General features: G+C 54.5%; 19 protein-coding genes, 1 tRNA gene and 1 pseudogene. 13 read left to right on the forward strand and 8 right to left on the reverse strand.

All coding sequences use genetic code 11. The annotated features are described in order from the left end of the window. Position 1: 1 nt before the first annotated feature. On the reverse strand, positions 2 to 283 hold the full coding sequence (locus GMO_RS11530; protein ID WP_040509417.1) for a hypothetical protein: 282 nt from the start codon (positions 281 to 283) through the stop codon (positions 2 to 4). A 131-nt stretch (positions 284 to 414) separates the two neighbouring features. Between GMO_RS11530 and GMO_RS14995 the strand changes: the two are divergent. The 4 genes and pseudogenes from GMO_RS14995 (at position 415) to GMO_RS11550 (ending at position 4,934) form a co-directional block, all read left to right on the forward strand. After that, positions 415 to 822: pseudogene (locus GMO_RS14995) on the forward strand (VOC family protein). 47 nt (positions 823 to 869) lie between these two features. Further along, positions 870 to 1,772: an arginase family protein gene (locus tag GMO_RS11540; RefSeq protein WP_008852598.1), complete on the forward strand. Its 903-nt coding sequence runs from the start codon at positions 870 to 872 to the stop codon at positions 1,770 to 1,772. A gap of 335 nt (positions 1,773 to 2,107) precedes the next feature. Further along, positions 2,108 to 3,265 (forward strand): aldo/keto reductase, encoded by a 1,158-nt coding sequence (locus tag GMO_RS11545; RefSeq protein ID WP_040509419.1) that lies wholly within the window; start codon positions 2,108 to 2,110, stop codon positions 3,263 to 3,265. Positions 3,266 to 4,181: 916 nt separating this feature from the next. Then, complete coding sequence (locus GMO_RS11550) at positions 4,182 to 4,934, forward strand: HNH endonuclease (RefSeq protein ID WP_040509421.1); 753 nt, start codon at positions 4,182 to 4,184, stop codon at positions 4,932 to 4,934. Between the two features lie 359 nt (positions 4,935 to 5,293). Here the strand turns inward: GMO_RS11550 and GMO_RS14000 are convergent, their stop codons facing one another. Continuing rightward, complete coding sequence (locus GMO_RS14000) at positions 5,294 to 6,499, reverse strand: HNH endonuclease (RefSeq protein WP_008852600.1); 1,206 nt, start codon at positions 6,497 to 6,499, stop codon at positions 5,294 to 5,296. 362 nt (positions 6,500 to 6,861) lie between these two features. On the opposite strand from GMO_RS14000, the gene GMO_RS11555 reads away from it, so the two are divergent. The 5 genes from GMO_RS11555 to GMO_RS11575 all read left to right on the forward strand — a co-directional run bounded on the left by GMO_RS11555 (position 6,862) and on the right by GMO_RS11575 (position 10,857). Then, positions 6,862 to 7,431 (forward strand): recombinase family protein, encoded by a 570-nt coding sequence (locus GMO_RS11555; RefSeq protein ID WP_008852601.1) that lies wholly within the window; start codon positions 6,862 to 6,864, stop codon positions 7,429 to 7,431. Between the two features lie 205 nt (positions 7,432 to 7,636). After that, positions 7,637 to 8,260: a helix-turn-helix domain-containing protein gene (locus GMO_RS11560; RefSeq protein ID WP_040509422.1), complete on the forward strand. Its 624-nt coding sequence runs from the start codon at positions 7,637 to 7,639 to the stop codon at positions 8,258 to 8,260. Between the two features lie 250 nt (positions 8,261 to 8,510). Then, positions 8,511 to 10,211, forward strand: coding sequence for a hypothetical protein (locus tag GMO_RS11565; protein WP_008852604.1), 1,701 nt, complete (start codon positions 8,511 to 8,513; stop codon positions 10,209 to 10,211). Then, the gene (locus GMO_RS11570) at positions 10,208 to 10,657 is read left to right on the forward strand and encodes a hypothetical protein (RefSeq protein WP_008852605.1); all 450 of its coding nucleotides are present in this window, start codon (positions 10,208 to 10,210) and stop codon (positions 10,655 to 10,657) included. The genes GMO_RS11565 and GMO_RS11570 overlap by 4 nt, the downstream gene beginning before the upstream one ends. Next, positions 10,654 to 10,857 (forward strand): hypothetical protein, encoded by a 204-nt coding sequence (locus GMO_RS11575; protein ID WP_040509424.1) that lies wholly within the window; start codon positions 10,654 to 10,656, stop codon positions 10,855 to 10,857. Before GMO_RS11570 ends, GMO_RS11575 begins: the two co-directional genes overlap by 4 nt. Before the next feature lie 619 nt (positions 10,858 to 11,476). Here the strand turns inward: GMO_RS11575 and GMO_RS11585 are convergent. Together GMO_RS11585 and GMO_RS11590 are read right to left on the reverse strand one after the other, a co-directional pair. Next, the gene (locus GMO_RS11585) at positions 11,477 to 13,324 is read right to left on the reverse strand and encodes a site-specific integrase (protein WP_008852606.1); all 1,848 of its coding nucleotides are present in this window, start codon (positions 13,322 to 13,324) and stop codon (positions 11,477 to 11,479) included. 86 nt (positions 13,325 to 13,410) lie between these two features. Next, a tRNA-Tyr gene (locus tag GMO_RS11590) sits at positions 13,411 to 13,496 on the reverse strand. A 71-nt stretch (positions 13,497 to 13,567) separates the two neighbouring features. Between GMO_RS11590 and rlmB the strand changes: the two genes are divergently transcribed. Beyond that, entirely contained in the window at positions 13,568 to 14,368 is an 801-nt protein-coding gene (rlmB, locus tag GMO_RS11595; protein WP_083813676.1) for a 23S rRNA (guanosine(2251)-2'-O)-methyltransferase RlmB, read from the forward strand. 53 nt (positions 14,369 to 14,421) lie between these two features. Here rlmB and GMO_RS11600 read toward each other — a convergent pair whose 3' ends face one another. Beyond that, positions 14,422 to 15,498 carry an alkene reductase gene (locus GMO_RS11600; RefSeq protein WP_008852608.1) on the reverse strand — a complete coding sequence of 359 codons (1,077 nt, stop codon included), beginning with the start codon at positions 15,496 to 15,498 and terminating at the stop codon, positions 14,422 to 14,424. Positions 15,499 to 15,593: 95 nt separating this feature from the next. Between GMO_RS11600 and GMO_RS11605 the strand changes: the two genes are divergently transcribed. After that, positions 15,594 to 15,926: an ArsR/SmtB family transcription factor gene (locus tag GMO_RS11605; RefSeq protein WP_040509427.1), complete on the forward strand. Its 333-nt coding sequence runs from the start codon at positions 15,594 to 15,596 to the stop codon at positions 15,924 to 15,926. 10 nt (positions 15,927 to 15,936) lie between these two features. On the opposite strand, the gene GMO_RS11610 is transcribed toward GMO_RS11605, so the two are convergent. Both GMO_RS11610 and GMO_RS11615 read right to left on the reverse strand, forming a co-directional pair. Further along, the gene (locus GMO_RS11610; protein WP_245528484.1) at positions 15,937 to 16,485 is read right to left on the reverse strand and encodes a TspO/MBR family protein; all 549 of its coding nucleotides are present in this window, start codon (positions 16,483 to 16,485) and stop codon (positions 15,937 to 15,939) included. Then, positions 16,485 to 16,871 carry a hypothetical protein gene (locus tag GMO_RS11615; protein WP_008852612.1) on the reverse strand — a complete coding sequence of 129 codons (387 nt, stop codon included), beginning with the start codon at positions 16,869 to 16,871 and terminating at the stop codon, positions 16,485 to 16,487. The genes GMO_RS11610 and GMO_RS11615 overlap by 1 nt, the downstream gene beginning before the upstream one ends. On the opposite strand from GMO_RS11615, the gene GMO_RS11620 reads away from it, so the two are divergent. Both GMO_RS11620 and rpoH read left to right on the forward strand, forming a co-directional pair. Beyond that, positions 16,870 to 17,838: an RluA family pseudouridine synthase gene (locus GMO_RS11620; protein ID WP_008852611.1), complete on the forward strand. Its 969-nt coding sequence runs from the start codon at positions 16,870 to 16,872 to the stop codon at positions 17,836 to 17,838. The two genes, GMO_RS11615 and GMO_RS11620, sit on opposite strands and share 2 nt — an antisense overlap. Before the next feature lie 240 nt (positions 17,839 to 18,078). Next, positions 18,079 to 18,972, forward strand: a complete 894-nt coding sequence (gene rpoH / locus GMO_RS11625; RefSeq protein WP_008852613.1) for an RNA polymerase sigma factor RpoH — start codon at positions 18,079 to 18,081, stop codon at positions 18,970 to 18,972. A 67-nt stretch (positions 18,973 to 19,039) separates the two neighbouring features. Here the strand turns inward: rpoH and GMO_RS11630 are convergent, their stop codons facing one another. Then, the gene (locus GMO_RS11630; protein WP_139064454.1) at positions 19,040 to 19,441 is read right to left on the reverse strand and encodes a hypothetical protein; all 402 of its coding nucleotides are present in this window, start codon (positions 19,439 to 19,441) and stop codon (positions 19,040 to 19,042) included. Between the last annotated feature and the right edge of the window lie 149 nt (positions 19,442 to 19,590).

Raw genomic sequence — 19,590 nt, forward strand, 5'->3', positions numbered from 1 at the left:
TTCACATAACAGTCTGACCATGCCTGACAGACTGGGACCACTTGGCGTCGCTGCTGGCATCTTCTTTATGATGGGCTTCGTGACCTAGCTGAATGACCTCCTGATCTCGTATGCCTGCGACGCCTTTTCTCTCGGAGACGCGGCAGCCTTCCTCGTCACGCTCATAGCCTTTCTGACAACCGACTTTCTTAATCGGCTGCGTCGCCCTTCTCGATACTACCAATGCCATGATGGTGCCGACGATCTTTCCCATTGCCATCTGGCGCCGGTCCTTGGTCACCACGCCTCGACCCTGATCGTCATGGCCTACAGCGGCGATACCATCATGCCGCAGATCTATATCGCCCTTAAACCCTTTGTCGGTTTCCAGGGAAACATATCATACTTCTTGGCAAAAATCTGATGAGGTCAAGCATGACAGTTCTGGGACTGAATCATATCACTCAGGCCGTAGCGGATGTGCAGCACTCCCTGGCGTTTTATCGGGATATTCTGGGATGCAGGGTACGCGCAATCTGGGCAGAAGGCGCGTATCTTAAAGTCGGCAGCCTTTGATTATGCCTATCGCGCGACGATCAGGTGAGACAGACACCGCATGCAGACTATACGCATATAGCTTTCAGTGTTTCCGAGGCCGCCTTTGCCAGTATGAGCGAAACACTCATAAGCAACAGCGTAATCTGGAAAGAAAACAGGAGCGAGGGACACTCTGTCTACTCTCTGGATCCAGACGGGTATAAGCTCGAAATTCACGCCAGCTCACTTGAGACCAGATTACAGCATTATCTGAACACTCCCTCGAAAAATGTGCAGGTTCTCTAAAAGGCAGCTTTCCGTTCTGTCACACAGCAAAGCCATAAGAACATCCCATGCAACTCGTTCTCGCCCCATCAAACCTTGGACTCAGTCCGCTTCAGAAGGGACATGTTCCCGGAACATGGCGCGCTCCCGAAGCCCTGATGGATGCCGGCCTCGGGGAGGCCGTGAACTACAGCTGCCTCCATAGTCTTTCGAGACCGGATTATTCTCCTGAGGCTCAGGAAGGGACACGTATTCGGAACGGTCACGCAATCCGTGCTTATGACCTTATCCTTGGAGAAACAGTTGGGAATGTCTGCACTTCAGGTGAGTTCGCGCTTGTCATTGGAGGAGACTGCTCCCTGTTGCTTGGAGCATTGGTAGGCGCCCGACAGATCGGGCCTATTTCACTGATCCATATCGATGGACACAGCGACTTCAGGCACCCGGGAAATTACGATCCAGCAGCAGCTCTCAATGGTGCGGCCGGCATGGATCTGGCGCTCGCAACCGGGCGGGGTGAGGCGCTTCTAACCGCCTGGCCCGATGTGTCAGATCCGCTGGTTTCGGATGCGAACGTCATCCAGATTGGTGAGCGCGAAAGTCACGATCCCGATTTCGTTTGGCCTGATATCGCAAACACTGCGATTGAACAGGTTGATATCTTTGAAGCCCAGAAGATCGGTCCGTCAGGTCTTTCCCAGCGGATCCATGATGTGCTTCTCCGCGAACCTGAGCAGAGTTTCTGGATCCATTTCGATGTCGATGTCATGGATCAGGCCATCATGCCCGCAGTGGATTGTCCGGGTTCTCCCGGCCTCTCGCCCGAATATCTGGTCCAGATCCTCTCTCCGCTTGTTTCCAGCGCAGGATGCTTGGGCATGAGCCTGACAATTTACGATCCTGACCGAGATCCAGAGGGACAATGTGCCACGATTATCATCGATATTTTGCATGCTCTACCTTTTCGGTAAGTAGGCATACATAACCATGCATTTTATGAACCGCTTACGCCTTTATACAAGATGCAAATTAACGCATGGCGGCTTGCCAAACGCCAGTCCCAGCTCCACGGGGACTTCTGGAGCGGATCAAGAGCAGACTTATAGAACTTCCCATATAAAGGCGCAGGGAAATAACCCTCTGACATGATTGGATCGCCGTTCGCTGGAAATCATTGCTTTTCCTTGAAAGATGAGCCGAAAAGCAACGACACAATGACGTGACCTGCTTACGACGGTTCCGGAAAGTTTCGAACCTCGCCCGGTTCTGGGCATTCAAAGCCAGATCCATATCATGCGAGGACGCGATGACGGCCACTCGACGAAATCTTCTCGCTCTTTCTGCTTTGGGAAGTGCTGCAGTTCTGGTGCCCCGAAGCGGACGGGCTCAGGATGCACAGCATGCCGGAGATGTCACCCCGACCATGGGAAACGTGGTGCGCAATACGCTACCACTGAACGTAGCGCAGACGGGTCAGCGGTTTCGTCCTCCGACACGCATAGGCCTTGGTGGGGTTCCGATCGGAAACGGTTTCGCGGCTGGTACGGATGAAGATGCCGAAGCCGCGCTGGAAGCGGCATGGGCTTCAGGAGTGCGTTATTTCGATACATCACCCTGGTACGGTCTGGGTCTGAGTGAACGGCGGTTTGGTCATTTTCTGCATACGCGACCGCGGGATGAATTTGTCCTTTCCTCCAAGGTTGGTCGACTGCTGACGGCTGCCCCCCAGCCACCTGGTGGGACGATGTGGAACGATCCCTCTCCTTTCGCCTACCGCTACGACTACACGGCAGACGGTATTCGGCGGTCAATCGAGGATAGCCTGCAAAGACTGGGAATTTCCCGGCTCGATATCGTCTACATCCATGACCTGTCGCCAGAAAACAAGGACATGGGGCCGCGGTGGACGACCTATTTCGATCAGGCCGCCAAAGGCGCTATTCCAACGTTGACCAGAATGCGGGAGGAAGGTCTCATCAGGGGCTGGGGGCTCGGGGTCAATACACCTCAGGCCGTTCTACGAACCATTGAGATCGGAGATCCGGATATCGTCCTTCTGGCAACCCAGTATTCCATCATGCGACATGATGAGGCGCTGACCCACACACTCCCTGCACTCGCGCCGCGTGGCATTTCAGCTGTTGTCGGCGCGCCTTTGAATGCAGGCTATGCAGCTGGACGCAATCGTTACGATTATGGAGGTACTATTCCATCCGGGATGGCGCGCAAACGTACAGCGATGGAGGCCATTGCCAGACAGCACGGAACCGATCTGCGTACGGCAGCACTTCAGTTTGCGGCGGCTCATCCGACTGTTGCAGCTGTCATTCCGGGGGCACGTAACGCTGCTCAAATGCAGGCTAATGCGAAGTCTATGGAAGTCTCAATTCCGGCAGCCTTTTGGGATGAACTCAAGCAGAAAAAATTGATTGCCCAAGCTGCGCCTGTTCCTGCTTCCTTGTAAGGGAAGCAGAAGTGGGTCTTGGGTGCTTTGTATTCTAAGCTCAGGATCTGTTAATTTATTGAATTGAGCTGTGCTCTATGCTTCACGGGCCTCCCGAGGGGAACCTGTGGGTAATATGTTTTTGCTGGCTGAGAGGCAGATGGAAAGGATTACGCCGTATTTTCCTCTGGGCTCACGGAGCTGAGTGTGGATGACCGCCGAGTGCTCCTTGGGATCGTGTATATGATCCGTAACAGGGCTCAGTGGAAAGATGTGCCGGAAGCGTATGGTCTGCACAAAACCTTATAACCGATTCATCCGCTAGAGCGTCTGGGTATTTTCAATGTGATGGCCTGTTTCGGCCTAGCCGCCTGCATCTGCCAGCCTTCCTGTTCAGTTGCTTCCTGATTACCTCAAGAGCGGTATCACGAAGCCCCAGGGCATCTTACGCGTGCAGGTCTGGAGAAATTTGAGGATGTCTTTTCGGATTCCCATGCAGGAAGCAAGCATCTTGCCGGCGGTCTTTCGGGATGATGAACCGGACATAAAAAAGTCCATCCCAATCAGCCATATCCGTGTCGCCTTCTATCAACGAAGGCAGGACCGAGCCATAGCATCGAGGTGACGCTAGACCAGTGACGCAGCGTTAACCTGAAGTGACGCTGGTTTTGGCTAAATGATTGTTTTTTCAGGAAAAGGGGACCTGGTGGAGAGAGTTGGAAACAGCTCTCATTTGTCATAAAACACCATACAAAACATATAGTTATCGCACCGAAAATCCGATGGCTGACTCTCATGGTGCTACAACTCGGCGAGCAGCGTATCCGTCGTCGAAGAAGATCCAGTGACAGAGGCAAATTGTCAATCTGCGGAATGGTTTTCTCCCTTCGCAGAACGTATCATGAGAAATTCTCGAAGACCGTGTGCGGCTTACTGAATGATGGCGGAAAAGAAGCGAAACCCACCTTGGACCCGTGACGAGATCATCTTGGCGTTGGACCTCTATCGACAAGTTGAAGGGGCTTGGCCCCGAGAAAGTGATCCTCGCGTCGCGGCGCTCAGCGATACCCTTAATAGCTTCTGGCGTGCCCAGGGCCATGAAGGAGCGACACTGCGCAATGCTAATGGTGTGAAGATGAAGCTCATGAACCTTCGCGCCCATGATCCCGCTTACGCTGACAAGGCAGGTCTGAAAGCAGGAAATCATATTGAGCGTGAAGTATGGGCCGACTTCGCAGATGATCCTCGACATCTCAAGGAAACGGCTGATGCAATTCGGGAAGCGATTGTGTCGGGAAAAGCTATCCAGATTGAGGTCGAAAGTGATGAGATTCTGGACCCAAACGAGGTAGAAGCTCCAGAAGGACGGCTTCTGACAGTCATGCATCATCGCCGGGAGCGGTCGCGAAAGATCGTTAAGGCAAAGAAGCAGGATGTCTTGAAAAAGGTGGGCCGCCTGACCTGCGAGGCTTGTAGCTTTGATTTCGCCGAACGATACGGTGCTCGCGGAGATGGGTTTATAGAGTGCCACCATATAAAGCCGCTGGCAGACTTGGCCGAAGCAGGAAATACGCGGTTAGCCGATTTGGCGCTTCTCTGTGCAAATTGCCACAGGATGATCCATGCGAAGCGGCCCTGGCTAAGCGTAGACGAACTTCGCGCTCTTCTTGATTTAGAGGGGTGGAACTGAGGGGAAAGTCCGGATGGGAGAAATTATCTGTTTAAATTTTCAATACAAAAAGAGTATTTTTAGCAAGTCAAATTGAGTGAGGTTTATGTGGTGTGCAAATTAGCCCGCATTCAACTTCTGTTTCTCCACCGGCATGCGGCCTAGTTATTCTTTTGCAGTTTATAGCAAGATGGGACCCAAGACGAGATATAGCGTGTTACAAGCCTCGGCGCGCAGCCGCTTTTACGGTAGTCGGATAACGAGTAAGAAATGCCCGCCTTCGTCGAAGGCCAGCAATCCCCCGGCCGTCGTAAATGAATGCCAATGGGGGAAGCGTGTAGCTGCTGTTACTTCCTTACACGGCACCATTTCTGCCGTTTTTATAATTCTCGTAATCGCCTTTGAGATCGAAGTGCGTTCATATCAGGATGGAGAGCCGGATCATCGGGTAGCGAAATTTGCTGTCCATGAAGGTCACGATATGTGTTTTCGGTGATCTCAGGGGAAACTAAAATTCTAAAATTATCGTCGATTGACAATAATCCGAGATCAAACAACGTATGTATATCGGATCGCAGTAGTATTCCGTTCGTAGTGCAGTTAGTTTCAGGTCCATTGTATGGATTTATGTGTGCAGCTTCAAGTATTTCTAGCGTATTTGATCCTGTGAATGCGCATCTATTTTTATAAGCGGCAATCAATTGCGATCTGAATTTCGCTTGTCCCTGACGCTGTGTGATCGATGCGAAAACCTTTCGTCTTCCTTCTATCGCGTTTTGATCGTTATTATCTCTATTCTGACGCTCAAGGAGCTTTTCTTGTTGACGGAGGATTCTCTCGCGTGCTTGCCATTCATGAAGAACATTTGCCACCGGTGCTTGCCGTGCGCGGATATAGGACATAAGTGGCGCAAATAATCGAGCAGCATTTTCAAATTCAGTGTAAAAACTGAGATCTATGTCGTCAATTTCATCTAAATTGTAATATCTACTAATAGAAGTTGCACCGTATTTTTGACCTGCCTCACTATGAAGGTAGCTTATCAACTCGGATATTGACTGAAAATCACTATTTTGATTTTCCATGCGGGCTTTTTTCTTAAATTTCCAGCCACCCTCTTGGTTTAGGCGCACACTAAGATCGAAAATAATTTGACTATTGGAAGCGGGAAATAAGTCAAAGAGCAACGGCGTTACTTTTCTTAAAAGATTTTTTACATCTTGATTTGAAAAATCACTTCGGTGAATTGCCGGAGCAAGACCGATTTCTACGCCACGGCCAGATACGATCATGAAAATCTGCGGCATACCAACCAAGTCGACTGAATCACTATTAACTAATGAGCACCATAGGTCGCGAGGTCGATTATTTCGAATTCCGGTTTCTGGTCGAAAACTAGGTTGAACTACGGGCTGAAGGTGATCGATGAAATTCTGGGCCACGTTCTCGCATATATTTCTTAGCGTCTGATTGATTCTGACATACGCATCACGCTGCTCTTGTGTGAGAATTTCGGTCCAAGCATTAGAAGGGGAATTCGGAAAATTTCCGACGATTTGGCAATCTTGGCTACTGATTTCTGACATATAAATCGCCTTAAATCACAAAATTTTATAAGAGGCATTCAGACGAAGCGCTAAAGGCCCACAGTTGACATGGTTATTTACCTTTCTACTTTTTGGAGAAAAGTCAATTCCTGTCAGAACGGCAAATTGAGTAATATATAAGATATTCATTCTTTTATCATTATAAAAGTTTCTGGAAATGTGTCGCCTTGTGCGCAAGTCGCAAGGCTATAGTCATCTGTCCGGATTGCATACTTTTCTGGACACTTTCGCCGCCAACGGAAAACCGGGCTTCCTATGTGTCAGGAAAACACCGATTCTATGTTTATTGACACTATGTAAGCCATAGCCTAGACATTTCCTTACACACAAGGGACCCAGTCATGTCAGGCCAGACCGTCGCATACGTCCGCGTTTCATCAGCAGACCAAAACACAGACCGTCAGACCTTCGAAGGCGTGAAAGTAAACAAGACCTTTACCGACAAGTGCAGCGGCGGAACGCGCAACCGCCCGGCCCTCACCGAGATGATGGAATATGTCCGCAACGGAGACACCATCGTCTGTCACTCCATCGACCGGCTGGCCCGCGACCTGCAAGACCTGATGGAACTGGTCCAGACCCTGACGGCCCGTGGCGTCGGTGTGCGGTTCATGAAAGAGAGCCTGATCTTCACCGGCGACGAAAGTCCGATGCAAACCATGATCCTGCAAGTCATGGGATCTTTCGCGCAGTTCGAGCGCAGCATGATCCGGGAACGCCAGAAGGAAGGACAGATTGCCGCCCGTGCAAAAGGCAAGCTTCCAGGTCGAAAGAAGACCCTATCAGCGGGCCAGATCAACGAGCTACATGCACGGATTGATGCCAAGGAACCCAAAGCACAGATCGCAAAAGCACTCGGGATCAGCCGCGCCACGCTATATTCCTATTGGGATCAGTCCGCCAAAACCTGAACTACAATATAGACCGGCCTTGAGCCGGTCTTTTCGTATCTGACACGGCCGCTAAGAAATACACCTGCCGATCATCCGTTGAGGTTAGGAAGCGGCTGAACTCGAACGTCTCTTCTTCGAGCCAGAAATCCGCAATCAATAACTACTATCCTGTTTCGTGCTATAATAGGTGCAATCAATCCCCCCGAACGAGACAGGAGCCATCATGAGCGAACCGAAAAAGAGGCGATATGCCAAGCTGACAGACGAGAAGTGGGTTGAGGCCGCAGAAATGCACAAACTTGGCTTCACCCAAGACCAGATAGCTGAGGCGATGAATGTCTCCGTCCGCACGGTCAACACCCATCTTCCGGTAGCCGTTGCCAAACTGGACGCCGCCAAGATCGCGATCACCTCGACTGACACGGCCCCAGTCCTTCCGGTTCCATCGCCTCATGACTTGCCGCCAGTCACCGATCTAGAAGAGTGCGGGCGCTACGCTCGTCGCCAAATGTGGAACGACATCGACGCCGTGACGAAGGCCCTACGTCGCGAGGTCGCATCCCCCGTCCCGAACGGAAGAAGCATCCGCGCACTGGCGACCGCTGCCGAGGCGTTCAAGAACGTATGGGGCATCGCTAGAGACGTCATCCAGCTTGACGACACGATTGATGACAAGGCGCTACCGCAGATCGTTATCCGTGAGATCACGGCTGATGAGGTGCAGGAGATGCGGCGCAAGCAGCGTCTCGAAGACGGAGACATTGACGAGGCCGAAGCCCGACTCCTGAAGGAAGAGGCGGCGCGTGATGATACCGACGCGGACACCGCTGTCATCAGTGAGGAATAGGCCGAAGTCTTAGAAAATCGCGGGAAACCCTCCATCCATACCCGATATACTCGGCAGCAATTTTGAAAATCGGCAACCAAAATCACTAGATTAAATCGTTTGTTGTGGAAATATCGGCCTCAATATTGTTACAATAAAGGGGCTCATACGGACTGTGAGTTAGCAGGGAGATGCAGGGGTGCATCTCCCTGCCACCCCGTCCGTGAGCCCCCGCCGCAGTCCAAGTCACAAACCCCATGAGCCCCCATAAGTGGATCACCAGATCGCTGCCGCCCGCGTCATCAGGCATATAAAAAATACGCGCAAAGATTTACTACCAAACCTCATCGCCTTCCGGGATGAAGTGCTTCAGCATGAGAGCCGCGACCTGATCGCACAGGCCGTGCTGGATTTCGCACGTCACCACCACCTGCCGAACGTGCCTGAAGCGAAGCGTCCGGTAATGCGTATTGGTGAGCCTCTGCCGTCCCAGAAGGTCCGCGCCCGCATCATGGCGGCGCTAACGGAGAAGGCTGATGGCAACCTAGAAGCCGCTCTGGAAATCCTCAACATCCCATCCCCAACGGGCATCGGCGAGGACGCCGACATGAGCGCCCTGATGTCCTACCTGCACTGCCTCGATGCCAAGCGGGATGGAAAATTGGAGGGAGATTCGCCCTCATTTGGAGGGACATTTGCCCCTCATTTGGAGGGAGATTTGCCCCTCAATTTGGAGGAGGATTCGCCCCTCGATACAGCCGATAACGCCGCGTTGAAAAATCCGCAGTTTCCTGCCGCCCGGAATACTGCCGATCAGAGCAAGAGCGAGGGTGGAAAAACGCATGGACCATTAGTATCCCTTCCCCTGCATACAGTTTCACACCCTGAAACCCTCCCTCTAAATGCAGTGCAAAAGCCGCAAGAAATCCAGCGGCCCGCCATCTCGGCAGTCCGCGTCACGGACGCGCCGAGCGCACCCAAGACGCTCCCAGCCAGCCCAGCGAGAAAGCATCGCAAGAGGGCTTCAACAGACATGACGGCGGAAGAAATCGCGCATGTCCGGCTCGCTATGCTCGCCTCCCAAGCCAGATCAAAGCCGCTTAACGTCGAGATCATGGTTCGCCTCGAAAAGACGGCCTCATACAGAAAACTTTGGAACCCATCCCCGGATGCGAAAGGGAAAATAAGAAGCCCGAACTCCGCGAGTGAGCGACAGGCAAGAGCGCAAGCCCGCAGGGCCGCAGCGGATGCCCTGTCTCGCCTTCTCGACAATCTTGGCAGGGACACGGGCGCTTCTATTCCATACATCGCTGTCTTTGAGCTTCCAGCGAAGGGCGGTTCAGGACTCCACGTCCACATAAAGGCCCACCTGCCGGATCGTGAAGCGGTGCAGATCCTCATCCGGAGGCTATCGAAGTTCACGAATACAACGCCGGAGATGGTTCAGAACTTCCAGCATCTTGCGGACAGCAACCACCTGCCGTTCGACGTCAGAGGAGAAGAATCTTTCGTCCGCAATCCCGACGCCCCCTTCGCCTCGGAGAAGCGGTCATGGCAAAGCGCCGCATATCTCTGCAAGAGCGCCGCGCAGGACGTCGAAGTCACCATCGCCGGGCAAGCAGCAACTCTAGGCACCATCAGGCCAGAGGCGGACGAACGAAAACACCTCCGTCACATGCAGGACATCAGAGCCTATCAGCAGCAGAACGCCGATATGTCAATCGCAAAGCGCGTCCGCTTCAGCAGGTGTCTGGGATGGGCCGCACTGGCAGCGGATGGCTTCACGCCAGAAAAGGCGGGTGATGCCGGGTGGCTTTCAAAATCCGAACGCAACCGACGGGACGGTATCCATCGCCGCGCCCTTCCAGCTTACTCGCCGCGAGCACCATCATTTCTTCCTCCAGAGCCTGAAAACTCGCCAAAATCTGCCGTTTCTGCTATAATAACTCTCGAAAGAGAGGACCATTTGTGACGCCATTCATTAAGCATTATTGCGATACAATCCTGCCTTCCCCGACCGGCGCATCAGATGAGGAAACGCACTTCATCCCGCCATTCGGGTGGTCCGAAATCATGCACATTGCATCCGATGTCCAGCATCAAGGTCGCGTCGCATCAAAACAGTGGGGGGACGTTGAAGTCCTCTCTTGCATCATCGAGGGTCAGCCGCACATCCTCGCCCACATCCGAACGATCCAAGGCACGCCCTTCGAAGGTGGGTTTGCATGGCACCGGGAAACCCTGAAGGCGGAGCTTCACGCCATAAAATCGTCTCTGGAGATCGCAGGAGCCGCCGTATTCTTCGGAGTCACGGCGCTGGAGCTGTTTTCCGAGCCACTGGATGCGTCCCAGCCCTCGTCCGGCATGATGACACCCAAGAGGACCAGCAAGCGCACCGGCGCAAAGGTGTCGCCATGAACGCCGCCACGACACCGAATCTCCTCATGACCAAGGATGCCGGTCTGGCTCTCATCGCGACCAGTAAGACGATTCGCCTGTTCCCGGAGACAATAGAGGGGATAGACTACGCCGTGATAACAGTTAAAATAGGCGGGAAAACAATTAATATCTATTCAAATCTACATATATGCGGATATTTAATTAGATATTTTGAATGACTAGTTAGTAATAGATATTTAAATTATTTATTGACCACGAAAGATTCGTGATGCTTTTGTTTTCATCACCAACAAAAAAAGGATGGAATCAATGTCTAATATTGAATCTTACTTCGCTAATGCAGAGATCGTCTCCGAGAGCATGGACCGCGCAATGAAGGCCGGGACGTTCCGCATGAATCGCCGCCCGTCTGGTCGATCAGTAGTGTTCGGGCGATCCGTTGACGGAGAAGATGAGGCGTTCGTAGAAATAGTTGTTGGTGAAGAGTTTGTAAGGCTGGCATAGAATAGAATAAATTTAGGTCATGGCACGATATAATTGCGCCATGACCTATAATAAATATAGTAATTATACAGTACCATATATCGGAAACTCTCTAGAATTAACGTATAATAATTTCTATTACCTTCTCATTTCCGAAAATATACTTCGAACGATTGATGCCAGACAGGGCGTCACGATTTACCGCTTTGCCGTAGCGAGGTAGGCCCATTGGGCCGTCGCTGATGGCGAGACTGCCCTGCTCTTCGATAAGACGACTTTCGCCGGGCCATCATCGCCCGCGCAGACAAAGAGCGTCTTCCGGTCTGATCGTCAGTATCGCGCTCAAAGCATAACCTATTTGACCTTAGACAAGACAGAACGTCGCCTTGGCTTGACTGGGTCAAGGCGAATCTTTTTCACGCCGCGCATAGACATTTTGCCAGGCGGCGCGAGGGTAATTGACAGGCCTGGATAAGAAATTGCTTGAATAGCCTTATCCAAAACCGCCAGTTCGAAACCGCTTCCCGTCTCGTCGAGACCATAAACTTCGGCAACATCCTCGGCATCATGGCCCATGACGGCATCCCGCAGCGTTTTGTCCACCCCGGCATTTCGCAAAGCCCGCTTCGCCGTATGCCTGAAAGAGTGAAAGGATTTGTTGAGCTCCGGAACCGCTTTTCGTGCTTCGCGCCCCCACCAGTTCGAAAAAGGACTGGTAGGCTTTTTCCCTTTAGACGTCTCGGCACGGATCATAGGAAAGAGAAGGTCGTCTAGACCATCACCTGATAGACGCCTTCCCTCGACGTAGCGCAGAAAGCCGAGACGCTTCACTTCATTATGAATAGGGATGCGCCGTGCAGCATTTACAGTTTTCCCAGTCAAGATATGGAGCACGTCGATATCGTCTTCCCGAACAACATCCCTAATTCTCAACGTGCCAAGCTCGTTCAGGCGTGCGCCAGAATACAAAGCTAAGATCGGCAGCCAGACTGCGGCCTCACCCGCGCCAGCCGCCGACCGCTCGCCCTTCACGAACACAGGCAACGCAAAAATAGACTTCAGATCCTCAAGACTGTAGGGTAGACGTGCTGCTTTGGTTTTCGGCGCTCCACCCTTTGCACGAACCTCTCGCGAAACCACCTGGTCCACGTAACCATTATCAGAAGCCCATTTTAGCGCAACGGACACAGCAGAAAGATGCTTGCTGTTAATCGTGGCTGACGACAGGCGCGGAACGTCAGGTTTATCTTTGTAAAGCGCCGTCACCTCTTGAACCGTAAGCAGTCGCTCCGCTGGCTTCAGCCGTGCAGGTATCTTCAGCAGCACATCTTTAAAGCCAGCGATTTGCCGTTTCGTGATCCGCGCGACATCCAAATCCCCAAATACTTCAATAAAGCGCCGGATGGACGTCTGAAAACTTGCCGCAGTGGAGACCGCGGGCTTGCGCTCATCAATGTATCGCTGCAAAGCCCCAGAAATCGTCAAGCCGGACGTTTTCACTGGCAAATGATCTTTGTCTTCCGCTTTCGTCGTAGGCCCGTCTGGCTCCTGGGGGCTTTTCGCACGCGGAAACAGGTCATCGGGTAGCGACGGCTTCCATGAAGGCTGAAAGTCCGTCCGTCCAGACGCCCATTCAAGCACTGTCTCGGCAACCTCGCTCTCGCCAGCCAAGATTTGCCCGGCGATAACTTCGACCCGCCTGTCATTCTCTAGAATGGGAGGAGCCGCTTTGGCTGCCAAGAGCCGCGCAACACTCCTGAAGGAAGAGGCCTTCAGCGTGCCTTCCTCGAGTTGCTGAAGCGTATGATCGGCACAATCAGCCGCGAACCTCGCCTTCTCTCCCATGAAATCAAAATTAGCGCCGGGCCTATCACGTTTAAGAGCCGCGATCCGTTCGGAAATGATCTCATCTCGCTCGGGGTCTAAGAAATTATCAGCCCAGGCTCGCTGCAGGGCAGTTTCAAACCATTCCCGAATAATCCGGTCCATTTCCTCAAAACCAGACACGCTCTCCAACTCCACCCAAAGCCGTTTGATCCGTAGACCAAGCGCAGCACACAAAATCCGCGCGACATCCCGATCCCGCGTTCCAACAGCGAACACGACATCTTGTTTTGCCACACGGCTCCGCAACCAGGCTGGCACGCGACACCTAAACGAATAGGTATCGCCACGGCGATAGACAAAGCTGCCAATGCCCATCGGTGCTACAGTCTTGTGCTACAATGAGTACAGACTGACCCGTTAGGAAAAAAACAGTCAAAACAATCAGTTAGATGGAGGCGACCTGGTGGAGAGAGTTGGATTCGAACCAACGTAGGCGTACGCCAGCGGATTTACAGTCCGCCCCCTTTAGCCACTCGGGCACCTCTCCGGGTCGGCGGTTGGGATATGTGGATTTGACGGCTATGTCAATCGCATAACCTCGATTATATGATTTTTTTCATGGCCAGACGACCGCACTCACGCTCCGCTTCATCCCGTTCGATCGAACGGATTCCCTCCCTCTCAAACCCATCCGCCGTACGGACCGGCCGCTCCAGTAAGGGCGCGCCCGGATACTGGATCTATGGACGTCATGCCGTGGAAGCGGCTCTGGCTAACCCGGCCCGGACTATTCACGAGTTTCTGGCCACCCGGGAGGCCGCCGCTTCTCTGGAACAGAATTTGCGCCAGCAGCCACAGATCGTTGATCGTGAACGCCTGGACCGGCTATGCGAACGGGATGCCGTGCATCAGGGCCTGTGCCTGAGAGTAGACCCCCTGACGTCACTTTCCATTCATGAGGCGCTGGCACAGCCCGGCCCCATTCTTGTCCTGGATCAGGTGACGGACCCGAGGAACATCGGTGCCATCCTGCGCTCCGCAGCGGCCTTCGGAGCCGCAGGACTGCTTGTTCAGGATCGCAACACACCGCAGGAAAGCGGCGCCATGGCCAAAGCTGCCTCGGGCGCGCTGGACATTGTTCCTATCCTTCGAGAAGTCAATCTCTCACGAGCCCTTGCGACGCTTCAGGCCGAGAATCTCTGGGTGGTTGGATTGGATGCCGGCGGTGGACGGCTGGACGGAACGAGCTTCGGAGACAGGCGCGTAGCCCTAGTTCTGGGAGCCGAAGGAGCTGGCCTGCGACGCCTCACACGTGAGACCTGCGATGAAATCGCCAGTGTTTACATGCCGGGAAACATGGAAAGCCTAAATGTTTCCAACGCCGCGGCAGTCGCCCTTTACGAGCTTGCACGCGGCTGAAAAACCGGTTTCCGGAGCCAAACCGGCTTACCGGATACCGGGACACTTAACCTTCAGGCCGAGAGGAAAGGATAGTCGGTATATCCTTCCGGTCCCTGGCTATACCAAGTCTTCATGTCATCGGCCTGAAGAGGCGCGTGCTGACGGAAACGTTCCGGCAGATCAGGATTGGCAATGAACTTTCGCCCGAAGGCGATGGCATCGGCCCGCCCTTCGGAAACGGCGGCTTCGGCTCCCTCGAACGTATAGTCCTGATTGAGAACCAGTGGTTTGTGGAACACCTTCCGGATCTGGGGCGAGAGCTTGGGCTGATCTGTTTTGCCGAATGTACCGTTCGGCCCTGGTTCCCGTAGTTCCAACCAGGCAATCCCGAGATCCTGCAAAATTTCCGCAGCCAGAATGAAGACTTTCTCAGGCGCACTATCGATACAGCCCTGCGTTTCTCCGTTCGGTGAAAGACGTATGGCGGTACGATCGGCACCAATGGTGGCAATGACCCGTTCCACGACATGCCGAAGAAAGCGGGTGCGGTTCTCCGGACTACCGCCATATTCGTCTGTCCGGTGATTGGTGCCATCACGGAGAAATTCGTCGATCAGATAGCCGTTAGCGCCATGGATCTGGACACCGTCGAAGCCCGCTTTCAGGGCGTTGCGTGCTGCGTTTTCATAATCGTTCAGGATGCGGGGAATTTCATCAAGCCGCAGGGCACGGGCCTGTTCGTACGGCTTCTTGCCTTCGTATGTGTGGACTTCGTCCGGCCCGGTGGTGGCCGAACACGAGACAGGCTGCTGTCCAGTGACGGAAGAATGAACAAGCCGCCCCATATGCCAGAGCTGGCAGACAATCTTTCCGCCCTTTGCATGAACGGCTTCGGTCACGGGCTTCCACGCAGCAACCTGCTCATCCGACCAGATGCCGGGAGCAAACGGCCAGCCAAGGCCTTCCCGCGAGATACCGGTTGCTTCGGAGATGATCAGGCCGGCAGAGGCACGCTGTGCATAATATTCTACCATGAGTGCCGAAGGTACACCGTTCTTGTCGGCGCGTCCGCGCGTCAGAGGAGCCATCAGAATCCGGTTTCTGGCGTGAATAGTGCCGAGTTCTACAGGATCAAAAAGTGTTGGCATGAAAAAATTCCTCTTGAGGGTCTGATTGTTCGATAACGATCGAACAATCAGAGTGTTGCAGTACACTTTCAGGAAAAGACTGTATAGAGAATCGTATGCCCCCTGCTCACCGCGCTCCCTTGCTCTCCCTGGACATCATTACCGTTCTGCGCGCCCTCGCGGACCCGGTGCGGCTCGATATCGTGCGACGACTGGAGACCCTGGGAGAAGCGAACTGCGCGGCGCTAATCGGCTCACGGCCCAAATCCAGTATGTCCCATCATTTTCAGGTTCTGCGGGAAAGCGGGATCATCCACACCCGCATCGAGGGCATCCACCATTACAATTCCCTGCGGCGAATGGAACTGGAGGACACGTTTCCGGGATTGCTGACGGCCATTCTGGCAGGGGCGACCGGAGCACGCGTACCGAAAGAGCCATCAGCCTGAAAAGCGCGCCTCAGTTGTGGCGCCAGACTTCCTCATGCACGCAGATGGCGAAGATCAGCCAGACAAAAAGCGGCACCTGCAGCTTTGCGGCACAGGGATCAACCTTGCGAGCGGCGACAACCGAACTGCCGGATGAGAGGATCATGCCAATGCAGATGGCCAGGCCAGTCCCGAGTTCACGCTTGCGGAACACGAAGAAAGGAAAAGACGCAATCCCCACCACGCAGAGCGCCCAGAGCGACAGGGCCAGAGTGCGCCCGGGAGAACTCTCCGCTCTCAGGAGCCGGTATCCCGACCAAGCGAGCAGACTGTCCAGCATGGTCCAGACCACGGCATAGACCGGCCCGGGCGGATTGAAGGCAGGCTTGTTCAGACGCGTATACCAGCGACGGGTCTCGGGATCATCCGCGGGGCTGATCTCTTGGGAAGCATACTGCACTCCAAAAACCGTCCCTGCCGCCAGAAGCGCGTCGATATACCGTCCCATGCCGGGTTCCTTTCGTCGAAGAGGCGGTCCTACAACGTCGGAAGGATGGGCCGGGTTCAGAGAGCGGGACATCAGGGCTGGTTCCCGGATCGGGAAGCACTGGCGAAATCGAGTTCGGAAACGATCCGTCCATCTTCCGGACTCCAGAGCAGAAGGCGAGCCTGTCCAGGACCGGAAAGAGTAATGGCCATCATTCCGTCCGGACGGGACGTGACGGCAGTGATATGCTCTCCTTCCGCCAGCGGCAGGGCCAGACGCGGCGTGGCGCCAGATGAAAGAGACGCCATAACAGGTGACGGAGCGGTCTTGTGAGGATGCAGGAAACGATAGGCCACGACGCCGATCAGGCCGAACGTGGCAAAAATGATCAGTACGCCCATGATAATGACGGCGGCGATAAGCGCTTTTGGCGTCTGTGGCTCGCTGTGCGTCTGATCCTCGGCTAAACCCTGCATCATGTCCGATCCCGAATCCCCGTTTCACCTTGCTGTTGATGCCAGTCTGGCCGGCCAGCGTGCCGATCGCGCGCTGGCGGACGCCATCGGCACCGTTTCGCGTTCCCGGGTCAAGACCCTCATTGAAGGAGGGCATCTTTTCCGCAATGGGCAGGTTCTGCGGGAGCCCGCGGAAACCCTGCGGGCCGGCATGGAACTCTTGCTGAATTTTCCGCCTCCGCTGCCGGCGCGCCCGATTGCGGAGAACCTGCCGCTGAAGATCCTTTACGAGGATCAGGACCTGATCGTGCTGGACAAACAGGCCGGTCTCGTCACCCATCCCGCGCCCGGCAACGAGACCGGTACGCTCGTGAATGCCCTGCTGGGGCATTGCGGAGACGGATTCGAGGGAATTGGCGGAGAGAAGCGTCCCGGCATCGTGCATCGGCTGGACAAGGATACATCGGGCGTCATGGTCGTGGCCAAGACCGCTCTGGCGCATAACGCGCTGTCCGAAGCCTTCGCCGCACGCGACATCGACCGGGCATATCTGGCTCTTGCCTGGGGACTCCTGCCGGCATCCGGCGAATTTGACGGCGCGATCGGGCGAGACAAACGGGACCGCAAGCGCATGACGGTCGTGACATCGGGCGGGAAGGCCGCCCTCACCCGGTTCCGGCTGCTGGAACCGATTCATGCTGCGGTTTCACTGATTGAATGCAAGCTGGCGACCGGCCGGACGCATCAGATCCGGGTACATCTGTCGCAGGCCGGGCATCCGCTGCTGGGAGACCCGGTCTATCTCCGCCGGATTCCCGCCGCGGCGCGGGGATTGTCCCAAGATGCCCGGGAAGCGGCCCTTGATTTCCCACGGCAGGCTCTCCATGCAGCGCGACTCGGCTTTATCCATCCACGAACGAAAAAACCAATTTCCTTCGACACTGCCCCTCCCGCTGACTTTCAAGACTTGAAAAACCGCCTGATCGGCTAAACCTGTGTGAGTTCTTGACTTTTTTGGCTGAGCCTGTCATAAACTGCGTATCCGACGAGCTGACGCGCCGCCGGAATGGATCGTACCACCAGAGGCCGCCCAGTTCGGGGGTTGATGGTCGGGGACGTGAAAGTCCTTCCCAATGCGTCACCTGGGTGTGTGGAACCATCCTGTCGTCCGGTCGTATGAGTCTTCACCTCAGCGAGGCCGGCGCACCCCGGGCGAAAGGAGTCGAAGAACATGGCATCCCCAGCCGTCATTTCCGTAGGTCCCGAGAACAATCTCACCCGCTACCTTCAGGAAATCCGCAAATTCCCCCTTCTGACCCAGAAGGAAGAGCTGGATCTCTCCCGTCGCTGGCGCAAGGATGAGGACACCGGTGCGGCCCATCGCCTGGTCACGTCCCATCTGCGTCTCGTGGCCAAAATCGCGATGGGCTATCGTGGTTATGGTCTGCCGGTCAGCGAACTCATCAGCGAAGGCAATATCGGCATGATGCAGGCCGTGCGCCGGTTCGACCCGGAACGTGGCTTCCGTCTGGCGACCTATGCCATGTGGTGGATCCGGGCCGCGATGCAGGAATATATCCTGCATAGCTGGTCTCTGGTGAAGATGGGAACGACTGCCGCCCAGAAGAAGCTGTTCTTCAACCTGCGTCGTCTGAAAGGGCAGATGCAGGCCATTGATGACGGTGATCTGAAGCCGGAACAGGTCAATTCCATCGCCACGACGCTGGGTGTTCCAGAACAAGACGTCGTATCCATGAACCAGCGTCTGTCTGCACCGGATCACAGCCTCAATGCTCCGCTGCGCATTGATGGCGAGGGTGAGTGGCAGGACTGGCTCGTGGACGATCATGAGAACCAGGAGCAGACCTATGCGGCCTCCGAAGAATTCAGTGGCCGCAAGGCCCTGCTGGATCAGGCCATGATGACGCTGAACGAGCGTGAACGTCATATCCTGGCGGAACGTCGCCTGAAAGAAGACCCGTCCACACTGGAAGAGCTGTCTCATCATTACGGTGTGTCCCGTGAGCGCATCCGGCAGATCGAAGCCCGCGCCATGGAAAAACTTCAGAAAGCCGTGGCGGCGGAAGTCGAGCATCGCCGTCGGGAAAATGGTCTTCAGGCCTGAAGACTGTTTCCCTCCAAAACATCAGAAGCCGCCGGGAGAAATTCCGGCGGCTTTTCTGTTTCCGGGTTTACTGTGACAGCGGGACGGCCAAGGCCAGACCACATGAAGCGCTGCCATGTCCGCGGCGCTGCTGGTTGGCGTGGTCGCTTTCTTCGCCATCGCCGAAAGAGCCATCTAGACGATGAAAAAAATCCGGTCGAAAATGGGCTGTGTCCGGAGTACTTTCTGTCGGAGCCTGTATATCTTCATCTGGAAGGGGCGCTGTACCGAACGACGATGAAGCCTGTGTAACATGGGTGGAGGCCGCCCGCAGAAGGGCCGCGCCCTGACGCGGATCGCGTGTCACATCCTGAAAAAGCGTACTGTTCATCGGGCGCATCAGGGGCGCCGCCGCTGTCATTGTTGCAGGGACTTCATGATACGACGGTACTATCACGGCACTGCTCGCAGGTGTTGCAGCAAGCGTCATGACCGGCACCAGAAAACAGAGGATGGGGAATATTTGGGGAGAAACGCGGAAACGGCCCATGATGGAAGGTCCGAAAGCAGGTTGACCCCATTATTCTGGATGTCCAGTTGGTTCGGACACAATTAAAAAATATCGAAGATTTCAGGGTG

Source organism: Gluconobacter morbifer G707 (assembly GCF_000234355.1).
Lineage (GTDB): Bacteria > Pseudomonadota > Alphaproteobacteria > Acetobacterales > Acetobacteraceae > Gluconobacter > Gluconobacter morbifer.

Coding starts and splice junctions, on each gene's coding strand:
- GMO_RS11630 (WP_139064454.1), bottom strand. CDS start 19,441: ATGACGCTTGCTGCAACACCTGCGAGCAGTGCCGTGATAGTACCGTCG.
- rlmB (WP_083813676.1), top strand. CDS start 13,568: ATGGCCAGACGACCGCACTCACGCTCCGCTTCATCCCGTTCGATCGAA.
- GMO_RS11610 (WP_245528484.1), bottom strand. CDS start 16,485: ATGTCCCGCTCTCTGAACCCGGCCCATCCTTCCGACGTTGTAGGACCG.
- GMO_RS11620 (WP_008852611.1), top strand. CDS start 16,870: ATGTCCGATCCCGAATCCCCGTTTCACCTTGCTGTTGATGCCAGTCTG.
- GMO_RS11605 (WP_040509427.1), top strand. CDS start 15,594: ATGCCCCCTGCTCACCGCGCTCCCTTGCTCTCCCTGGACATCATTACC.
- GMO_RS11600 (WP_008852608.1), bottom strand. CDS start 15,498: ATGCCAACACTTTTTGATCCTGTAGAACTCGGCACTATTCACGCCAGA.
- GMO_RS11575 (WP_040509424.1), top strand. CDS start 10,654: ATGAACGCCGCCACGACACCGAATCTCCTCATGACCAAGGATGCCGGT.
- GMO_RS11555 (WP_008852601.1), top strand. CDS start 6,862: ATGTCAGGCCAGACCGTCGCATACGTCCGCGTTTCATCAGCAGACCAA.
- GMO_RS14000 (WP_008852600.1), bottom strand. CDS start 6,499: ATGTCAGAAATCAGTAGCCAAGATTGCCAAATCGTCGGAAATTTTCCG.
- GMO_RS11545 (WP_040509419.1), top strand. CDS start 2,108: ATGACGGCCACTCGACGAAATCTTCTCGCTCTTTCTGCTTTGGGAAGT.
- GMO_RS11560 (WP_040509422.1), top strand. CDS start 7,637: ATGAGCGAACCGAAAAAGAGGCGATATGCCAAGCTGACAGACGAGAAG.
- GMO_RS11540 (WP_008852598.1), top strand. CDS start 870: ATGCAACTCGTTCTCGCCCCATCAAACCTTGGACTCAGTCCGCTTCAG.
- GMO_RS11615 (WP_008852612.1), bottom strand. CDS start 16,871: ATGATGCAGGGTTTAGCCGAGGATCAGACGCACAGCGAGCCACAGACG.
- GMO_RS11585 (WP_008852606.1), bottom strand. CDS start 13,324: ATGGGCATTGGCAGCTTTGTCTATCGCCGTGGCGATACCTATTCGTTT.
- rpoH (WP_008852613.1), top strand. CDS start 18,079: ATGGCATCCCCAGCCGTCATTTCCGTAGGTCCCGAGAACAATCTCACC.
- GMO_RS11550 (WP_040509421.1), top strand. CDS start 4,182: ATGATGGCGGAAAAGAAGCGAAACCCACCTTGGACCCGTGACGAGATC.